Source organism: Halomonas sp. G15 (assembly GCF_021282295.1).
Classification (GTDB): Bacteria; Pseudomonadota; Gammaproteobacteria; order Pseudomonadales; family Halomonadaceae; genus Halomonas; species Halomonas alimentaria.
This window is the reverse complement of record NZ_JAJSPA010000018.1, coordinates 1-18,455: the sequence shown is the minus strand read 5'-3', so window position 1 is coordinate 18,455 and position 18,455 is coordinate 1. Positions and strand designations below refer to the sequence as shown.

The 18,455-nt window shown below is 67.4% G+C and carries 17 protein-coding genes and 1 pseudogene; 16 read left to right on the top strand and 2 right to left on the bottom strand.

Annotated elements, in window-relative coordinates:
* Positions 1-7: 7 nt before the first annotated feature.
* From catC to LWH48_RS10120, 8 genes are all read left to right on the top strand, one after another.
* Positions 8-298, top strand: a complete 291-nt coding sequence (gene catC / locus LWH48_RS10155; RefSeq protein WP_023007444.1) for a muconolactone Delta-isomerase — start codon at positions 8-10, stop codon at positions 296-298.
* A gap of 68 nt (positions 299-366) precedes the next feature.
* Positions 367-1,341, top strand: coding sequence for a catechol 1,2-dioxygenase (catA, locus tag LWH48_RS10150; protein WP_232912467.1), 975 nt, complete (start codon positions 367-369; stop codon positions 1,339-1,341).
* A gap of 81 nt (positions 1,342-1,422) precedes the next feature.
* Positions 1,423-2,790 (top strand): Rieske 2Fe-2S domain-containing protein, encoded by a 1,368-nt coding sequence (locus LWH48_RS10145; protein ID WP_269816172.1) that lies wholly within the window; start codon positions 1,423-1,425, stop codon positions 2,788-2,790.
* A gap of 13 nt (positions 2,791-2,803) precedes the next feature.
* The gene (benB, locus tag LWH48_RS10140) at positions 2,804-3,292 is read left to right on the top strand and encodes a benzoate 1,2-dioxygenase small subunit (RefSeq protein ID WP_232912466.1); all 489 of its coding nucleotides are present in this window, start codon (positions 2,804-2,806) and stop codon (positions 3,290-3,292) included.
* A 24-nt stretch (positions 3,293-3,316) separates the two neighbouring features.
* Entirely contained in the window at positions 3,317-4,342 is a 1,026-nt protein-coding gene (gene benC / locus LWH48_RS10135; protein ID WP_232912465.1) for a benzoate 1,2-dioxygenase electron transfer component BenC, read from the top strand.
* Entirely contained in the window at positions 4,339-5,133 is a 795-nt protein-coding gene (benD, locus tag LWH48_RS10130) for a benzoate diol dehydrogenase BenD (protein WP_232912464.1), read from the top strand. The genes benC and benD overlap by 4 nt, the downstream gene beginning before the upstream one ends.
* 99 nt (positions 5,134-5,232) lie before the next feature.
* Positions 5,233-6,483, top strand: a complete 1,251-nt coding sequence (locus tag LWH48_RS10125; protein WP_232912463.1) for a benzoate/H(+) symporter BenE family transporter — start codon at positions 5,233-5,235, stop codon at positions 6,481-6,483.
* Between the two features lie 92 nt (positions 6,484-6,575).
* Positions 6,576-7,775 (top strand): benzoate/H(+) symporter BenE family transporter, encoded by a 1,200-nt coding sequence (locus LWH48_RS10120; RefSeq protein ID WP_232912462.1) that lies wholly within the window; start codon positions 6,576-6,578, stop codon positions 7,773-7,775.
* Positions 7,776-7,778: 3 nt separating this feature from the next.
* On the opposite strand, the gene LWH48_RS10115 is transcribed toward LWH48_RS10120, so the two are convergent.
* Positions 7,779-8,183: a hypothetical protein gene (locus tag LWH48_RS10115; protein WP_232912461.1), complete on the bottom strand. Its 405-nt coding sequence runs from the start codon at positions 8,181-8,183 to the stop codon at positions 7,779-7,781.
* A gap of 84 nt (positions 8,184-8,267) precedes the next feature.
* A complete protein-coding gene (locus LWH48_RS10110) occupies positions 8,268-9,263 on the bottom strand; it encodes an LLM class flavin-dependent oxidoreductase (protein ID WP_232912460.1) in 996 nt (331 codons plus the stop codon).
* Between the two features lie 244 nt (positions 9,264-9,507).
* Between LWH48_RS10110 and LWH48_RS10105 the strand changes: the two genes are divergently transcribed.
* From LWH48_RS10105 to LWH48_RS10070, 8 genes and pseudogenes are all read left to right on the top strand, one after another.
* Positions 9,508-11,142 (top strand): BCCT family transporter, encoded by a 1,635-nt coding sequence (locus LWH48_RS10105; RefSeq protein ID WP_232912459.1) that lies wholly within the window; start codon positions 9,508-9,510, stop codon positions 11,140-11,142.
* 65 nt (positions 11,143-11,207) lie between these two features.
* The gene (locus tag LWH48_RS10100) at positions 11,208-11,381 is read left to right on the top strand and encodes a hypothetical protein (protein ID WP_170293766.1); all 174 of its coding nucleotides are present in this window, start codon (positions 11,208-11,210) and stop codon (positions 11,379-11,381) included.
* A gap of 65 nt (positions 11,382-11,446) precedes the next feature.
* Positions 11,447-12,808, top strand: coding sequence for an MFS transporter (locus LWH48_RS10095; RefSeq protein WP_232912458.1), 1,362 nt, complete (start codon positions 11,447-11,449; stop codon positions 12,806-12,808).
* A 74-nt stretch (positions 12,809-12,882) separates the two neighbouring features.
* The gene (locus tag LWH48_RS10090) at positions 12,883-14,043 is read left to right on the top strand and encodes a phage tail sheath family protein (RefSeq protein WP_232912457.1); all 1,161 of its coding nucleotides are present in this window, start codon (positions 12,883-12,885) and stop codon (positions 14,041-14,043) included.
* A gap of 22 nt (positions 14,044-14,065) precedes the next feature.
* Positions 14,066-14,587: a retropepsin-like aspartic protease family protein gene (locus tag LWH48_RS10085; RefSeq protein WP_161430524.1), complete on the top strand. Its 522-nt coding sequence runs from the start codon at positions 14,066-14,068 to the stop codon at positions 14,585-14,587.
* A 113-nt stretch (positions 14,588-14,700) separates the two neighbouring features.
* Positions 14,701-15,771: an NAD(P)H-dependent flavin oxidoreductase gene (locus tag LWH48_RS10080; protein ID WP_269816171.1), complete on the top strand. Its 1,071-nt coding sequence runs from the start codon at positions 14,701-14,703 to the stop codon at positions 15,769-15,771.
* A 31-nt stretch (positions 15,772-15,802) separates the two neighbouring features.
* Positions 15,803-17,509 (top strand): VRR-NUC domain-containing protein, encoded by a 1,707-nt coding sequence (locus tag LWH48_RS10075; RefSeq protein ID WP_232912455.1) that lies wholly within the window; start codon positions 15,803-15,805, stop codon positions 17,507-17,509.
* Positions 17,506-18,455, top strand: a pseudogene (locus LWH48_RS10070) (ATP-dependent DNA helicase); the annotation flags it as partial. The gene LWH48_RS10075 and the pseudogene LWH48_RS10070, both read left to right, overlap by 4 nt.

The following is an 18,455-nucleotide window of genomic DNA, read 5'->3' as shown; positions in this document are numbered from 1 at the left end:
GAACGTCATGCTGTTTCAGGTGGAAATGACCGTCAAGCTGCCGCCGTCGATGCCGGCCGAGCAGGCCGCCGAGATCAAGGCGACCGAGAAGGCCTACTCACAGGAGCTGCAGCGCTCCGGCAAGTGGCGCCACCTGTGGCGCGTGGCCGGCAGCTACTCGAACGTCAGCATCTTCGACGTCGAGGACAACGCCGAGCTTCAGGAGCTGGTCAGCAACCTGCCGCTCTTTCCCTACATGGAGATCAGCGTCAAGCCGCTGTGTCGTCACCCGTCCTCCGTGCGCGAGGACGACTCCTGAGTCACGGATGAAGCCAGTCAGTTCCGTCGAGCGGAACACAACCATATAACGAACGAGGATAACCGACCATGACCGTGAAGATTTTCGATACCCCCGAGGTTCAGGACTTCCTGAAGACCATCGCCGGCTTCGACCAGGAGGGCGGCAACGAGCGCGCCAAGCAGATCGTCCATCGCCTGATCTCCGACCTGTTCAAACTGATCGACGACTTCGATGTCACCGAGGAGGAGTACTGGTCCGCCGTCAATCTGCTCAACGCCCTGGGCAGCCAGACCCAGTTCGGCCTGCTCTCCCCGGGCCTGGGCTTTGACCACTTCCTCGACATGCGTCAGGACGCCATCGACGCCGAGGCCCAGCGTACCGGCGGCACCCCGCGCACCATCGAGGGCCCGCTCTACGTGGCCGGCGCCCCGGAAGCCGAGGGCTTCGCGCGCATGGACGACGGCCAGGATCAGGACGGCGAGGCCATGTGGCTGACCGGCCAGGTGCGTGATGTCGACGGCACCCCGATCGCCGGCGCCAAGGTCGAGATCTGGCATGCCAACTCCAAGGGCGGCTACTCCTTCTTCGACCAGACCCAGAGCGAGTACAACCTGCGCCGCACCATCTACACCGACAGCGAAGGCCGCTACACCGCGCGCAGCATCATCCCGTCTGGCTACGGCGTGCCGGAAGGCGCCCCCACCGACGTGGTGCTCAAGTCCCTGGGCCGCCACGGCGAACGTCCGGCGCACATCCACTACTTCGTCTCCGCACCGGGTCACCAGCACCTGACCACCCAGATCAACCTGGCCGGCGACCCCTACACCTACGACGACTTCGCCTTCGCGACCCGCGAGGAGCTGGTGGTGCCGGCCAAGCGCATCGAGGAGCAGGACGAGATCGCCCAGCGCGAGATGGACGGTCCCTTCTCCGAGGTGGTGTTCGACGTCGAGCTGTCGAAGACCGACAAGGCCGAGCTGCAGACTCGCCATGCCCGTCCGCGCGCCAAGGAAGACGAGCAGGACCAGGCCAGCCAACTGGCGGGTACCGCCAAGGTCTGATCGGCAGGCCATCCCTTGATGACGGCGGGCCACCCCCTGGGCCCGCCGGACCAATACGACAAGATACCGAGGATATGGATCATGACCAGCAAGCTTGATCAACTCGAGGAGCGCGTCCGCGGCGCCGTGCAGGACGATGCCGAGAAGGGCGTCTTCCGCTGCCATCGCAGCATGTTCACCGACCCGGCCTTCTTCGAACTGGAGATGAAGCACGTCTTCGAAGGCAACTGGCTGTTCCTGGCCCACGAGAGCCAGATCGCCGAGCCGGGCGACTTCATGACCGTGACCATGGGCCGCCAGCCGGTGGTCATCACCCGCGACAAGCAGGGTGAACTGCACGGCCTGATCAACGCCTGTGCCCACCGTGGCGCCACCTTGTGCCGCAAGAAGCGTGGTAACAAGGGGACCTTCACCTGCCCCTTCCATGGCTGGACCTTCAAGAACGACGGCAAGCTGCTCAAGGCCAAGAACGAGAAGGCGGGTGCCTACCCGGATGGCTTCAAGAAGGACGGCTCCCATGACCTCAAGCGCCTGCCGCGCTTCGAGAACTACAAGGGCTTCCTGTTCGGCAGTCTGAGCGATGACGTCAAGCCGCTCGAGGAGTATCTGGGCGAGACCACCAAGATCATCGACAACATCGTCGATCAGGCTCCGGAAGGCCTGGAGATCCTGCGTGGCACCTCGTCCTACACCTTCAACGGCAACTGGAAGCTGGGGGCCGAGAACGGCGCCGACGGCTACCACGTCAGCTCCGTGCACTGGAACTATGCCTCCACCATGGATCGCCGCAACTACGACGCCGGCGGCACCAAGGCGGTGGACGCCGATGGCTGGTCCAAGAGCCAGGGTGGCTTCTACTCCTACGAGAACGGCCACATGCTGCTGTGGACCCGGCTGCTCAACCCCGAGGTGCGCCCGGTCTACCAGCAGAAGGAGTGGATCGAGAAGGAGTTCGGCGAGGCGCGTGCCGATTCCATCGTCAACCAGACCCGCAACCTCTGCCTCTACCCCAACGTCTACCTGATGGACCAGTTCTCCACGCAGATTCGTGTGATTCGACCGATTTCCGTGGATAAGAGCGAGGTCACCATCTATTGCTTCGCGCCCAAGGGTGAGTCGGCCGAGAACCGCCGCTTGCGTATCCGTCAGTACGAAGACTTCTTCAACGTCTCGGGCATGGGCACGCCGGATGACCTGGAAGAGTTTCGCAGCTGCCAGGAAGGCTACAACGGGTCGCTGGCCGAGTGGAACGACCTCTCTCGCGGTGCCAAGCAGTGGATCGAGGGCGCCGACGAGAACGCCCAGGCGATCGGCATGAAGCCGCTGCTCAGCGGTGCCTCACCCGAGGACGAGGGCCTCTATGTGCTGCACCACAAGCACTGGGTCGAGGAGATGCTGCGCGCCATCGAGAAAGAGCGCAGCCAGTTTATCGCCACCGCGTCCGCCTAAGGGGAGCATCGCCATGAGCATCAGTTATCAGGATATCCAGGCCTTTCTGTACCGCGAGGCACGCCTGCTCGACGAACGCCAGTGGGACGAGTGGCTGGAGTGCTACCACAAGGACGTCGAGTTCTGGATGCCGTCCTGGGACGACAACGACCGGCTGACCGAGGACCCGCAGTCCGAGATCTCGCTGATCTACTACCCCAACCGCGAGGGCCTCGAGGACCGGGTCTACCGGATCAAGACCGAGCGCAGCAGCGCCACCCTCCCGGAGCCACGCACCACGCACCAGGTCAGCAACATCGAGGTGCTGAATCAGGAAGGGGACAAGCTGGAGCTGCGCTTCAACTGGCACACGCTGGGTCACGTCTACAAGACGAACTTCAGCTACTTCGGGACTGCCTTCTATACGTTGGACGTGTCGGGAGAGCAGCCGCTGATCACGCGCAAGGTGGTGCAACTCAATAACGACTATATCCATCAGGTCATCGATATCTATCACATCTGACCCGGTGCGGGAGGAGATTCGACCATGAGCTATACCATTGCCCTCAACTTCGAGGACGGCGTCACCCGATTCATCGGCTGCAAGGAAGGTGAAACGGTCCTCGATGCGGCCTACCGGCAGAAGGTCAACCTGCCCATGGACTGCTCCGACGGTGTCTGTGGCACCTGCAAGGGGCACTGCGAGCAGGGTGAATTCGACATGGGCGACGAGTACATCGAGGAGGCGCTCTCCGGCGAGGAGGCTGCCGAGGGTCAGGTCCTGACCTGCCAGATGGTGCCTTCCTCGGACTGTGTCATCCAGGTACCCGTCGCCTCGACCGTGTGCAAGACGGCGGTAGGCAAGGTTGATGGCACGGTAGCCGCGGTCGAGCAACTCTCCGAGGACAGCATCGAGCTGGTGGTGGACCTGGACGATGGCGCCGAGCTTAGCTTCCTGCCCGGCCAGTACGTGCATATCGACGTGCCGGGCACCGAGGTGCATCGCTCCTACTCGTTCAGCTCCCTGCCGGGCGAGAAGCGCGCGACCTTCCTGATCCGCAATATCCCCAATGGCGTGATGAGCAGCTACCTCGGCGAGCGTGCCGCGGTGGGAGATCGCCTGGCACTGACTGGTCCCATGGGCAGCTTCTATATCCGTGATGTCACCCGTCCGGTGCTGATGCTGGCCGGTGGCACCGGCCTGGCTCCCTTCCTCTCCATGCTTGCCCAGCTGGTCGAGAAGGGCTGCGAGGCGCCGATTCACCTGATCTACGGTGTCAACAAGGATGACCATCTGGTCAAGGTGGATGCCCTGGAGGCCTTCGCCGGGAAGCTTCCCAACTTCACCTACTCCACTGTGGTGGTGGACGAGGCCAGTGAGCATCCGCGCAAGGGCTATGTGACCCACCATATGGATGCCGAGGTGATGCACGATGGTGACGTCGACGTCTACCTGTGCGGTCCGCCTCCCATGGTCGATGCGGTGCTCAAGCACTTCGACGCCCAGGGCATCGTGCCGCAGAGCTTCCACTATGAGAAGTTCACGCCCAACGAGGCAGGGAGCAAGGCATGAGCCGCTTCACCGACGGTCGTTTCAACGGCAAGGTCATGGTGATCACCGGTGCCGCCCAGGGGATCGGGCGGCGGGTCGCCGAGCGGGCCGCCACCGAGGGCGCACGCCTGGCGCTGGTGGATCGCGCCGATCTCGTTCAGGAGGTGGTGGCCGGCCTGGTGGAGCAGGGCGTCGACGCCATTGCGCTGCAGGCTGACCTGGAGACCTGGGAGGGTGCCGCCGAGGTGATGGCGAAGAGCGTCGAGCACTTCGGGCGGATCGATATCCTGATCAACAACGTGGGCGGGGCGATCAACTTCAAGCCGTTCACCGAGTTCAGCGCTACCGAGATCTCGGCCGAGATCAACCGCTCGCTGATGCCGACGCTGTGGTGCTGTCGTGCGGTGCTGCCGACCATGGTGGAGCAGGGTGGTGGTGTCATCGTCAACGTGTCGTCTGCCGCGACTCGCGGGATCCATCGCATCCCCTATTCGGCGGCCAAGGGCGGCATCAACGCCATGACCGCCTCGCTGGCCTTCGAGTATGCCGAGCATGGCATTCGCGTGGTGGCCACCGCTCCCGGCGGCACCGAGGCGCCGCCCCGGAAGATTTCCCGGGGCACGCCGGAGCCGCGCAACGAGACCGAGCAGGCGTGGTTCCAGGCGCATATCGACCAGACCAGGCAGAGCTGCCTGTTCGGCCGCTACGGCACCCTGGACGAGATGGCCGCACCAATCCTGTTCATGGCCTCCGACGATGCCAGCTACATCACCGGCAGCGTGCTGCCGGTGGCCGGTGGCGACCAGGGCTGATACGGAACAGTAGGGCGGCCCGATGGGCCGCCCTTTCATGTCGGCCATGAACGCCCCGTGCCTTTCCAAGAGCAACGATAATAATCCCCTGGAGCACACATGAAACACATCGAGAAGGGCGTCGGCCTCGCATCGGCGCCGCGCGACTTCCTGCGAGACCTCAACGCGGATAACCTCAGTGCAGGGCTGGTGGCCGGTATCTTCGGCCTCAGCGCCGGTATCATCCATATCAGTGCCGGCACCGCCGCAGGACTCCCCCAGGAGTTCACCCTGCTGTGGGTGATCAGCTACCTGTTCATCAACGGGCTGTTCGGTCTCTTCCTGCCGGCCTACTACCGGCTGCCGCTGCCCATGGCCAACTCCATTCCCGGCGCGCTGCTGTTTGCCGCCATCATTCCCATCGTGGGCCTCAATGAAGCCCTGGGGGCCACGCTGATGGCGGGTGCCATCGCGCTTGTCGTCGGCCTGGCGGGCTGGATGCGAATCGTCATGTGGTTGATCCCCATGCCCATCGTCATGGGCATGGTGGCGGGCGTGCTGCTCAAGTTCGGGACCAACATGGTGATGCCGCTGCAGAATGCCATGCTGCCGGCTGCCGTCATGATCCTCTCGTTCTTCTTTTCCGCCCGCTACCTGCGCCGGGTGCCGCCGCTGGTAGTGACGCTGGTGGTGGGCGTGGCCTACATGGCCCTCTCGGGCGCGGATTTCTCCAGCGTGGAGTTCTCCTTCAGGCTGCCCGAGTTCATCATGCCCGCCTTCACCCTCGAGGCCTTTCTGGCCTATGGGCTGCCGCTGGCGCTGATCCTGGTCGGCATGGAGACCCCAGCCGGCGTGGGGCTGGTCAAGGGCATGGGCTACAAGGAGGCGCCGGCCAATGGCATCACCGCGCTGGGAGGCTTCGGCACCATGGTCTCGGCCTTCTTCAACCTGCACAGCACCTGTATCGCCGCGCCCATGACCGGGATCTGTTCCGGCCCCGAGGCCGGGACCCATGACAAGCGTTGGGTGGCCGCGGTGATCGTCGGCATCATCTTTGTGGTGGCGGCGCCCTTCTACGGCTTCGTGTTCAGCCTGATCGAGGCGATGCCCAGCTACTTCATCGCCATCATCGCGGGGCTCGCGCTGCTCCGTGTGATCAGCTCCGCCATGCATATCACCTTCTCCGGCAAGCATGAGGTGGGGGCGATGTTCGCCTTCCTGATTGCCGTCTCCGGAGTCCAGATCTTCGGTGTCGGTGCCTCCTTCTGGGCGCTGGTGCTGGGGGCCGGGATCTCGATGCTGGTGGAATTCCGGGATTTCGAGTTCTCCCGCGAGAGCAAGGCGGCAAGGGCAGCCGGCGAAGCCGCCTGAGCCGGCCTTAGGCAACGTTTATCCTCCTTGGCCTGAATCTGCTTCGGTAGTTCAGGCCTTTTTTCGACAGACAAGCTTCAGGGCTATTCACCATGTCGCTATTCAAGGACGCTTCGATACCCGCGGTCACCGCCGGTTTCGTGGCGGTGCTGGTCTCCTACTCGGGGCCGCTGGCGATCTTCTTCCAGGCGGCGCAGAGCGCCGAGATCTCCACGGCCATGATGACCTCCTGGGTGTGGGCGATCTCGCTGGGTGCCGCCGTGTCGGGCATCGTGCTCAGCCTGTGGCTGAAGGTGCCGGTGGTGACCGCCTGGTCGGCCCCGGGCACGGCACTGCTGGTCACGCTGTTCCCCGGCCTGTCTCTGGCTGAGGCTGTGGGTGCCTATCTCACCGCGGCGGCGGTGATCTTCGTTATCGGTATCACCGGCTCCTTCGATCGCATCATCCGCATCATCCCGCCAGGCCTCGCCAGCGCGATGATGGCCGGCATCCTCTTTCAGTTCGGGGTCGGGGTCTTCGAGTCGTTCGCATCGGTGCCGGCGCTGGCGGCGGGGATGCTGCTCGCCTACCTGTTCTTCAAGCGCGTGACGCCACGCTACAGCCTGGTGCTGTTGCTGGTGGTGGGGGTGGTGCTGGCCGTCGTGCTCGAGGGTGCCAGCCTGGAAGGCGTGTCGCTCACACTGGCCCAGCCCCAGTTCATTCGCCCCGAATGGAGCTGGAATGCCACCCTGAGCCTGGCCATTCCGCTGGTACTGGTCAGCCTGACGGGGCAGTTCCTGCCGGGCATGGCGATCCTGCGCGGCGCCGGCTACAACACCCCGGCCAGGCCGATCGTCACCCTGGCCAGCCTGACCTCCTTCGTCACCGCCTTCTTCGGTGGGATCACCACGGTGATCGCGGCGATCACCGCGGCCATCTGCACCAGCGAGGAGGCCCACGAGGACCCGAGCAAGCGCTATGTGGCGGGAGTGGCCAACGGCGTCTTCTACCTGGTGGGGGGCACCTTTGCCGGTACCATCGTGGCGCTGTTTACCTCGTTGCCCGGTGAGTTCGTTGCCATCCTGGCGGGGCTGGCGCTGATCGGTGCCATCACCAGCAACCTGAGCGCCTTTGCCGCCCACAAGGACCACCTCGAGGCCTCGGTGATCACCTTTATCGCCACCGCCTCGGGCATCAGCTTCCTGGGGCTCGGATCGGCCTTCTGGGGAGTGGTGGCAGGGGCGCTGGCCTACCAGCTGTTACATCGCCCGTGGCGCCAGGCCAGTCGGGAGGCCCGGCGAGAGGCCACCTGACACTCAGCGCTTGTCCTGCTCGTCAGGTCTTACCTCATAATCCCCCTCCAGTACCTGCTGCTCGCGATGGCTGCCGCTGGAGGTGTGCGTCTCCCGATAACGGGTTTCCTGATAGTGGAAGCTGGCGCCGTCCACGTCCTCGGCCTGTTCGGCGCGCATCTGTTCCATACGTTTCTTCAGCCGGTGGCGCAGCAGCGGCATCAGCGCCCAGCCCAGCAGCAGGAAGATCAGGCCGAACACCATGGCCACGATCATCAGGGTGCCGAACAGCAGCCAGGCGAGCAGCATCTTGAGGCTGTCGAGCAGGCCGCCACGCTGGCTCTGGCGGGCGCGCTGCTGCCATGCCTGGGCGGCGCGCCAGGCGGGGTTCTGGCGGGGGTCGCGGTGGGGACCTTGGGAATCGGGCATCTGACTCTCCTGAGGGGCGGCGTCGGTGCGCCGCGAAATGTGCTGCCCCTTGGAAGGCCAGAAGGCAGGTTCGTTCCTTTCAGGCTAGCCCTTCCACACTTCGGCCACGATCTCGTAGCTTCTCAGGCGGTCCTCCAGGGCATAGACGTCGGTATTGAGCATCAGCTCGTCGGCGCCGGTCTGCTCGAGGAAGCTCTCCAACCCCTGGCGCACGGTCTCGGGGCCGCCGACGATGGCGGCACCGAGGAACTGCTGCAGCTGCGCCTCCTCCATGGGCGTCATCTCCAGGTGCTCCACCGGCGGTCTGGCGCAGGTGCGCCGGCCGCGGATCATGCCCAGGAATTTCTGCTGGGAGGTGGTGGCCAGGTACTCGGCGTGGGCGTCGGTCTCGGCGGCGACCACCGGCAGGCCGACCATGGCATGGGGGCGCTCGAGTACCTCGGAGGGGCGGAAGTTGTCGCGGTAGAGGCGCAGCGCCTCGAACAGGTAGCCAGGCGCAAACTGGGCGGCGAAGGCGAAGGGCAGGCCGAGGCGCGCGGCCAGTTGGGCGCTATAGCCGCTGGAGCCGAGCAGCCAGATCGGCACCTGGGTGCCCTGGCCGGGCACCGCCCGCACCCGCTGGTTAGGCTGCTCGTCGCCGAGGAAGCCCTGCAACTCCTCAAGGCGTTGGGGGAAGTCTTCCACTCCCGCATAGGGGTCGCGGCGCAGCGCCGCCATGGTGGCGCCATCGGAGCCCGGGGCGCGGCCCAGGCCCAGGTCGATGCGCCCGGGATAGAGCGTCTCCAGGGTGCCGAACTGTTCGGCGATCACCAGCGGCGGGTGGTTGGGCAGCATGATGCCGCCGCTGCCCACGCGGATGCGCTGGGTGGCCCCGGCCACATGGCCGATAAGCACCGCGGTAGCGGCACTGGCGATGCCCTCGATGCCGTGATGCTCGGCGAGCCAGAAGCGGGTAAAGCCGAGCCGCTCGGTCTGCTGGGCCAGGGCCACGCTCTCCCGGAAGCTGTCGGCGGCACTGCCACCCTCGCGGATCGGGGCCAGGTCGAGAACGGAAAGGGGGGTATCGGCGAGACGAGACATGACGGCTCCGATTGGGACGGGTGAATAGTTAGCCTGCTGAGAGATGTTGATGGGGGCGTTCCCCGTCGGATGCAATGCCTCTTGCACCGTCTGGCACTATCTCTCGTCTTGCATCTCTCTGTCTCGCCCTCTGCAGTGGTGTGTCAACGTGCGTGCAAGTGTGCTGCAGCGCCGATACCACCTGTCTGGCTTGCTTCAGGCTGGTATCATTCTTGTACAAATTCTGGACAGCAGGAACCATTAGATGGCAGATCATGGAGGCAAGACGGTCTTTACCGTCTCGACGATCATCATACTCGCCCTGGTGGCGGTGGGCGCCGCCTTCCCGGAAGGGTTCGGCAACATTGCCACCACCGCTCTCGGCAGCGTGACCCGAATGTTCGGCTGGTTCTACCTTTTCTCGGTGTTCGGCTTCGTCATCTTCTTGCTGGTGCTGGCCTTCAGCAAGTACGGCAAGATTCGCCTTGGGCCTCAGGACAGCACGCCGAGCTTCAGTTTCTTCTCCTGGATCAGCATGCTGCTGGCCGCGGGCTTCGGCGTGGGGCTGGTGTTCTACGGCATGGCCGAGCCGATGTTTCACTATATCGAGCCACCCTACGGCGACGTGCCTGCGCAGACGGAGGCCTCGGCTCGCTACGCCATCCAGTACAGCTACTTCAACTGGGGCATCCATCAGTGGGCAGCCTTCTCGGTGGTGGGCCTGATCATCGCCTACTTCCAGTTCCGCAAGGGGCAGGCCGGCCTGGTCTCCTCGGTGCTCTCCTCGGTCACCGCCAAGCATCCCGGGGCGCGCCGCTACGCGCCGGCACTGGACATCTTCGCCGTGGTCGCCACGGTGATGGGGGTGGCCACCTCGCTGGGGCTCGGCGTGCTGCAGATGAACGGCGGCCTCAACGCTGTGTTCGGCCTGCCCGAGTCGGTACTGTGGCAGTTCATCATCCTCTTCGTGATGTTCCTGGCCTACATGGCCTCCACCTGGTCGGGCCTGGACAAGGGCATCAAGCGGCTCTCCAACCTCAACATGATCCTCTGCATCGGCCTGATGCTGTGGGTGCTGTTCACCGGCCCGACGCTGGCGATACTGGAGACCATCACCCTGGGGATCGGCGATTACCTGCAGAACTTCATCGGCATGAGCCTGCGCATCTCGCCCTACAGCGACAACACCTGGGCGAGCAGCTGGACGATCTTCTACTGGGCCTGGGTCATCGCCTGGTCGCCCTTCGTGGGCACCTTCGTGGCGCGTGTCTCCCGGGGGCGCACCATCAAGGAGTACGTGTTCGGCGTGCTGGTGGTGCCGCCGCTGCTGGCCTGCCTGTGGATCGGCGTGTTCGGCGGTGCGGCGCTCAACATGGAGCTGGGCGGTGACGTGGGCCTCGCCGCGGCCACCCAGGCCAATATCACCGTGGCGCTGTTCGAGATGTTCGACCTGATGCCCTTCTCGGGGGTGCTCTCGGTGGTGGCGATGATGCTGATCTTCATCTTCCTGGTGACCTCGGCGGACTCCGCCTCCTATATCGTCGCCCAGATGACCGACAATGGCTCCATCAACCCGCCGCTCTACAAGCGAGTTACCTGGGGCGTGCTGATCGCGGCGATCTGTCTGACGCTGATCGCCGCCGGGGGGCTCTCCGGGCTGCAGGCGGCCTCGGTACTCTCGGCGCTGCCCTTCACCTTCATCCTCTACGGCATGGTGATCGTACTGGTGCGTGAGCTGCGCGCCGATCGCCGAGCGATGCTCACCCAGCTCTATCGCCGCCATGGCGAGACCCCGGTGGGTGCCGATGCCTTCGAGGCGGATCAGCTGGCCGAGGAGGAGCGGCTGCGCCGCGCCCCCAGCGTGGTCAATCGGCGTATCAATCGTCGCGACGGCATCTAGTCGCTGGCCCGACGGCGGCGGAGGTCGTAAGCTTTGGGGATAAATGGTGAAATCGGACTTCCGCCATGTCTCTCTTTCCCATCGCAGGTGACCGTCGCCGTCGGGGGGCTACCCGACGGCGCGTGCCCGCTGCCCGCGGCGCCCGCTTCGATCGCTGGCTCGATCGCCTGGTGGATGCCGCCGTGATCATCGCCTTGCTGGTGGGAGGCATCGCCCTGGTGCTCACGCTGCTGCGCTAGCCTCATCTCGCTCGATCGGGGGCGGGCTGCTATGGTGAGGGGCCGCTATCCACAGGGACGTTGCGATGAGCTCGACCGACAGCCTGCTGCCCGCCAGGAGCCGTGCCTCGCGCCGCGAGATCGTCGGCTGGGCGATGTTCGATTTCGCCAACCAGGCCTATACCCTGCTGATCATCACCGTAGTGTTCGGCGAGCTGTTCACCACGGTGATCGTCGGCGAGCGCGGCGTCGACTACCGGCTGGCCAACTTCCTGTGGAGCCTGGCGCTGGCGGTGAGCTACCTGCTGGTGGTTGTCACCGGCCCGCTGTGCGGGGCGGTGATGGACTATCGGGCGGAGAAGAAGCGCTTCCTGTTCGCCAGCTACCTGGCCACCGTGGCCGCCACCGCCATGCTCTATTTTGTGGCGCCGGGCTATGTGGTGCTCGGCCTGCTGCTGATCGTGGTCTCCAACTACGCCTACTCCATGGGCGAGTCCTTCATCGCCGCCTTCCTGCCCGACCTCGGGCCGCCGGAGGACCTGGGCAAGATCTCGGGCTTCGGCTGGGCTCTGGGTTACGTCGGCGGGCTCTTCGCCGCGGGCTTCACCCTGGTGGTGCTGGGCGAGGCCACGGCGGAGAACTTCGAACGAATCCGCTGGGTGGGGCCCTTCGCCGCCGGCTTCTTCCTGGTCACCGCCATCCCCACCTTCCTGTGGGTGAAGGAACGCGGCACGCCCCAGCCGGCCGGCAAGCCCTATCGCGAGATCGCCATCGAGCGTGTCTCGACGACCCTCCACGAGCTCAAGCGCTTCCGTGACCTGGCCACCTTCCTGGTGTCGCTGCTGTTCTCCATGGCCGGGGTCTACATCATCATCGCCTTCGCCTTCATCTACGGCGCCCAGGTGATCGGCTGGGACGAGTCGATCCGCAACCTGATGTTCATCATCGTGCAGATCACCGCGGCGGCAGGGGCGCTGGGCTTCGGCTTCATCCAGGACCGCATCGGCACCAAGCTGACCTACCAGTTCACCCTGGTGCTGTGGGTGGCGGCGATCCTGGCGATCTGGGCCACCCCGGAAGTCACCGCGCTGCTCAATGCACGCTTCGGCCTCGACTGGGAGGCTCAGCACCTGTTCCTCTTCGTCGGCTGCCTGGCGGGGCTCTCGCTGGGCTCCAGCCAGTCTGCCAGCCGTGCCCTGGTCGGGCTCTTCTCGCCGACACGCAAGGCCGCCGAATTCTTCGGCTTCTGGGGACTGGCCAACAAGCTTGCCGGGGTGTTCGGCATCATCGCCCTGGGGCTGCTGCAGACGGTGGTGGGGCTGCAGGCCTCGATCCTGCTCTGCGCGGCGCTGTTCATCGTCGCCATCCTGATCTGCCTGTTCGTCGACCAGGCCCGCGGGCAGCGCGCCGCCGCGGCCTGGGAGGCGCGCAACGGCCGCGTCATCTGAGCTCGCCAAGTCCTCACGGTTGGGCGATGCTCACTACATGGATGATGCCGCCGAGTGCGGCGAGGATGACGCAGATGCCTGACGCCTACCCACCCGGCCGCCATGTGAGCCAGATGCCGCTGCGGCTGCGCACCATCGAGCCGGTCGCCACCGGTCGTACCGCCTTCCTCGGTCGTTGGGAGGGTGACGTCGAGCGTCCCCCGCAGACGCTGCGGGGTTACTCGGCTCTCGCTGCATGGCTTGCGGATGTGCCCCCGTCGGTGGCGGCCGCTGAGCTGTGCGCCTCGCTACGCCTGTTCTTCGACAATGGCGGTCAGGAAGCGTACGTCCTGCCGCTGGGCAGCGTCTCCCGTGTCCCAACACACGCCGACTACCTGGCGGCGCTGGCGACCCTCGAGACGCCTGGCAGCGTCGCCGCGGTCTGTCTGCCCGGACAGACCTGGATGGCCCCCGGTAACCCGGTGGTCCAGGCGGCCATCGACCAGGCGGAGCGCCTCGGCGATCGCATGGTACTGGTCGATCCCCCCGTCGGTCTGGCGCTCACCGATGCCGCGGGCGTGGCGGCGCTGGAGCTGCCGGCTTCGCCATATGCGGCCTGCTACTATCCCTGGGTGGAGGTGGCCGATCCTCGGGCGACCGCAGGGGCCTCGGCCCCACGTCTGTCACTGCCGCCCAGCGGCGCCATGGCCGGCCTCTGGGCGCGCAGCGATGCCAGCCGCGGTGTCTGGAAGGCGCCCGCCGGCCTGGAGGCCCGGGTCAGGGGTATCACGGGCCTGGTGCATCCGGTCACCCGCGTCCATCTCCAGGTGCTCAACCCCCGCGGAGTGAATGCCATCGTCGACTTCCCGGGACGCGCCTGCCTGGCCTGGGGGGCGCGCACCCTGGCTCCGCCCAACGACCACGAGCGGCGCTACCTGCCGGTGCAGCGCCTGGCGCTGTTCCTGCGCGAGAGCCTGCGCCAGGGGCTATCCTGGGTCGCGGGGTCCGCCAACGACGCCGCCCTGTGGGCCTCGCTGCGCCTTTCGGTGGCGACCTTCCTGGATGGCCTCCACCGGGCTGGTGCCCTGCAGGGTGCCTCGCCCCGCCAGGCCTACTTCGTGCGCTGCGGTCTCGGCGATACCATGACGCCCGACGACCTGGCGCGGCATCGGGTCGTGATCCAGCTAGGGGTGGCCGTGATGAAGCGGGGGGAGTTCATGGTGCTGCGCCTGGTGCTGGCGGCCGGACCGGGCTGAGCCGAGAGGTGAGGAGGACGCGATGAGCGACGAGGGCAGGGCGGTGCGACGCACCGGGATCGGCATGATGCTGCTGTTCTGGATGCTGTTCATCGCCGCGGGGACCTGGTGGTTCCACGGCTATGTGGAACGCCAGCGCAATCCCAACAGCCACCTGGTCAGCGCCGTGGCGGAGGGAGCGCCGGTGGTGCTCGAGCGCAATCGCGGCGGCCACTTCGTGGCCACGGGGCGCATCAACGGCGAGCCGGTGGAGTTCCTGGTGGATACCGGCGCCACCTACGTGGCGCTGCCAAGGGAGATGGCCGAGCGGCTGGGTCTCGAGCCCTCCGGCAGCGCCTGGTTCAACACCGCCAATGGCCGGGTGCGCGGAGAGCTCACCACCCTCGACGAGGTCAGCCTGGGTGGCCATGTGGCCCGCGATGTGCGCGGCTCCATCAGCGCCGGGCTGGAGGGCGATACCGCCCTGCTGGGCATGAGCTTCCTGGGCCATTTCGATATCCGCATCCGCGACGCACAGATGGTGCTGGAGCCTGCCGACGGCTAAGACATCAGCTTCCCGCAGCAGCCCCGCTGCGCTGGAAGCCCGGCGTTCCCGCCGTACTCCCCCAATGTCGACTTGTTTCGTACGGGGAGGGCAGGCAGGCTCCAGGATCCCTCTTGATCCTGCCGGAGTCCGTCATGAGCCAGTCGCCAGCCCTCCATCAGCGTCTCGGTATCGACCTGCCGATCCTCCAGGCACCCATGGCCGGTGCCCAGGGCAGTGCCCTGGCCATCGCCGTGGCGCGTGCCGGTGGGCTGGGGGCACTGCCCTGCGCCATGCTCTCCCCGGAGGCCATGGCCGAGGAGATTGCGGCGTTCCGCGCCGCCACGCCGGGACCCCTCAATGTCAACTTCTTCTGTCACGTCCCGCCCGAGCCGGACCCTGCGGCCCAGGCACGCTGGCACGCGGCCCTCGCCCCCTTCTTCGCCGAGTTCGGCCTGGATATCGATGCCGTGCCGGAGGGCCCGGGGCGGCGCCCCTTCGATCGCGAGACGTGTGACGCCCTGGAGCCCCTTCGTCCCGAGGTGGTGAGCTTCCACTTCGGCCTGCCCGAGGCCGCGCTGCTCGAGCGGGTCAAGTCCTGGGGGGCCACGGTGCTAGCCTCGGCGACTACCGTGGCCGAGGCCGAGTGGCTGGAGGCCCGGGGGGCCGATGCCGTGATCGTCCAGGGCCTGGAGGCGGGCGGACACCGCGGCATGTTCCTCGACGGGGAAGTCACCACCCAGGTCGGCACCTTCGCCCTGTTGCCCCAGGTGCGCGAGGCGATCGGTCTGCCGCTGATCGCCGCGGGCGGCATCGCCGATGCCCGCGGTGTGGCGGCCGCCCGGACGCTGGGTGCCGATGGCGTCCAGGTAGGCACCGCGCTGCTGTGCTGTCCGGAGGCGACGATCTCGGCGATCCATCGCCGTGCGCTGCAGTCCGAGGCGGCACGCCATACCGCGCTGACCAACCTCTACAGCGGTCGGCCGGCCCGGGGTATCGTCACCCGGCTGATGTGCGAGCTGGGCCCCATGGCCGAGGTGGCGCCGGCCTTCCCCCTGGCCACCGCGGCCATCGCCCCGCTGCGCACCGCCGCCGAGGCCAGCGGCAGCGGCGACTTCTCTCCGCTGTGGGCCGGGCAGAACGCCAGCCGCTGTCGAGAGGTGTCCGCCGCCGAGGTGATCGAGTCACTCGCCGCGGGGCTGTGAGTCCGGTGTGCCTGGCTGATATCATGGATGCATGAACAGTGCCGCGGCGGTCGCCGCCCCCCTCGATGATCCCTTCTACTACCTGACGAACTTCGAGTTCGTGCTGGCCTGGGTGGCCGAGCGCCACGGCGACCTGCTCGGTGAGGCGGAGCACGCCTTCCTCGCCGCCTTCGCCGACCTGCCGCGGCCCGCCCGGGCGTTGCTGGTACGCATGGTGATGCGCAGGGGCGAGCATTTCCGCCCCTCGCGGCTCGCCTACCCCGAGATCGACGCCGAGGCCGGTGACACCGAGGTGGCACTGGCGCCGCTGGTGGCGGCTGGCCTGGTGGAGACGGCCCCCGTGCTGGAACTCGCGACCCTCTTCGCCCAGCTGCGACTCCCCGAGCTGCGCCAGGCCCTGGCCGAGGAGATCCGCGCCGCCGGCCTGCCCCCCGCTGCCGGCAAGTCGGTGCTGCGCGAGGCGCTGCTGGCCCGGGACGCGTCGCCGCGGTCGCTGGCCGCCTGGTGGCCCGAGGCCCCGGAGGGCGTGGTGCGCCTGACGGTGATGGCCACCTGCGACCGCCTGCGCCTGATGTTCTTCGGCAACCTGCGCCAGGACTGGTCGGAGTTCGTGCTCGCCGAGCTGGGCCACCAGCGCTTCGAGGCGGTGCCCTTCGGCGTCGACGCCCGCGCTTTCCGCCATCGCGAGGAGGTGGATGCCTACCTGGCGCTGCACGCGCTGCGTGGCCGCCTGGAGGAGGGCGAGGCGCCTGTCGAGCTGGCCGCGGCAGTCCCGGAACGGCCCGCCAACCCCTGGCTGGCGTCGCGTCACGCGCGGCTCTGCCTGGCCCTGGGGCGTCAGGCGGAGCGCCAGGGCGAGGGGGGGCTGGCGCTGTCGCTCTACGGCCGTGCCGGCTGGCCGGCCCCCGCGGCGAGCGGCGAGGGGCGTATCCGCCTGCTGCGCCTGGCCGAGCGGCGCGGCGAGACGCGCAAGGCGCTGGCCCTGGCGGAGCCCCTGGCCCGGCTCACCCGCGACGAGGCCGAGGCCCAGGCGCTCGACCGGTTGCTGCCGCGGCTGCGCCGTCGGCTGGGCCTGTCGCCCCGGGCGATCTCCACCGAGCCGGCTCCCGAACGCTTCACCCTGCGCCTGCCCGGTCCCGCCTGGGTCGAAGGCGCGGTGCGCGACCACCTGCACCGTGAGGCGGCGCCGGTCCACTACGTCGAGAACACCCTGATCACCGGGCTCTTCGGCCTGCTCTGCTGGGAGGCGCTCTTCGTGGCGCTGCCCGGGGCCTTCTTCCACCCCTTCCAGTCCGGCCCCGCGGATCTCTATCGCGAGGACTTCTTGGCACGCCGCCGTGAGTATTTCGATGCCTGCCTGGCGCGCCTGGAGGATGGCCGGTATCGCCAGACGATCCGTGACAACTGGCGGATGAAAGACGGTATTGCCAACCCCTTCGTCCACTGGGGTGCACTCTCCGAGGAGCTGCTGGAGCAGGCCCTGGAGTGTATTCCCCCCGAGCACCTTCGCGCCTGCTTCGAGCGCCTGCTGGGCGACCTGCGCACCAATCGTGCCGGCCTGCCGGACCTGGTCCAGTTCCTCCCCGAGGCCCCGGCGGGGGAGCCCCGCTACCGGCTGATCGAGGTCAAGGGGCCGGGCGACCGTCTGCAGGACAACCAGCGTCGCTGGCTGGCCTTCTTCCGGCGCCATGGCATTCCCGCGGCGGTATGCCAGCTGAGCTGGGAGGAGATCGCGTGAGCGATGCCCCCAGGCTGCGGGTGGCGGTGCGCACCCTGTGCGACGTCACCGCCCGGGAGGGCGACCTGGACCACCGATTCACCCCCTCGCCCAGCGCCCGGGAGGGCCTCGAGGGGCATCGCGAGGTGGCACGCCGCCGCGGCGCCGGCTACCTGGCCGAGCTGCCACTCACCGGCGAGGTGGCTGGGCTTCTGGTGGGCGGGCGCGCCGACGGCTACGACCCGGCGGCCAACTGCCTGGAGGAGGTCAAGACCCACCGCGGCGAGCTTTCGCGGCTGGCGGCCAACCAGCGCGCCCTGCACCGTGCCCAGCTGCGCAGCTACGGCGCCCTGCTGTGCGCCGAGCGCGGGCTCGACGCGGTGGAGCTGGTGCTGGTCTACCTGGAGGTGGGCAGCGGCCGCGAGACGCGGGTGAGCGAGCAGGCCACGGCGTCGGCGCTGATGGCAGAGCTCACCGAGCGCTGTGTGCGCTATCGCGACTGGGCCGAGCGTGAGGCGCATCACCGCGCCGCCCGCGATGCGGCCCTCGAGGCCCTCGCCTTCCCCTTCGATGACTTCCGCCCCGGCCAGCGCCCCCTGGCGGAGGCGTGCTACCAGGCCGCGGCCACCGGCCGGGTGCTGCTGGCCCAGGCGCCCACCGGCATCGGCAAGACCCTGGGCACCCTCTTCCCGCTGCTCAAGGCGATGCCACGCCATGGCCTGGACCGCCTCGCCTTCCTGACCATGAAGACCCCCGGGCGGCGCCTGGCGCTGGAGGCCCTGGCCCGGCTCGGCGCCGTCTCCCCTTCCCGGCAGGGCGACTTTCCGCTGCGGGTGCTGGAGCTGACCGCCCGCGACAAGGCCTGCGAGTACCCCGGGCGCGCCTGCCACGGCGAGGCCTGCCCCCTGGCCGCGGGCTTCTACGACCGGCTGCCGGCGGCGCGCGAGGAAGCCGCCGAGCGGCGCTG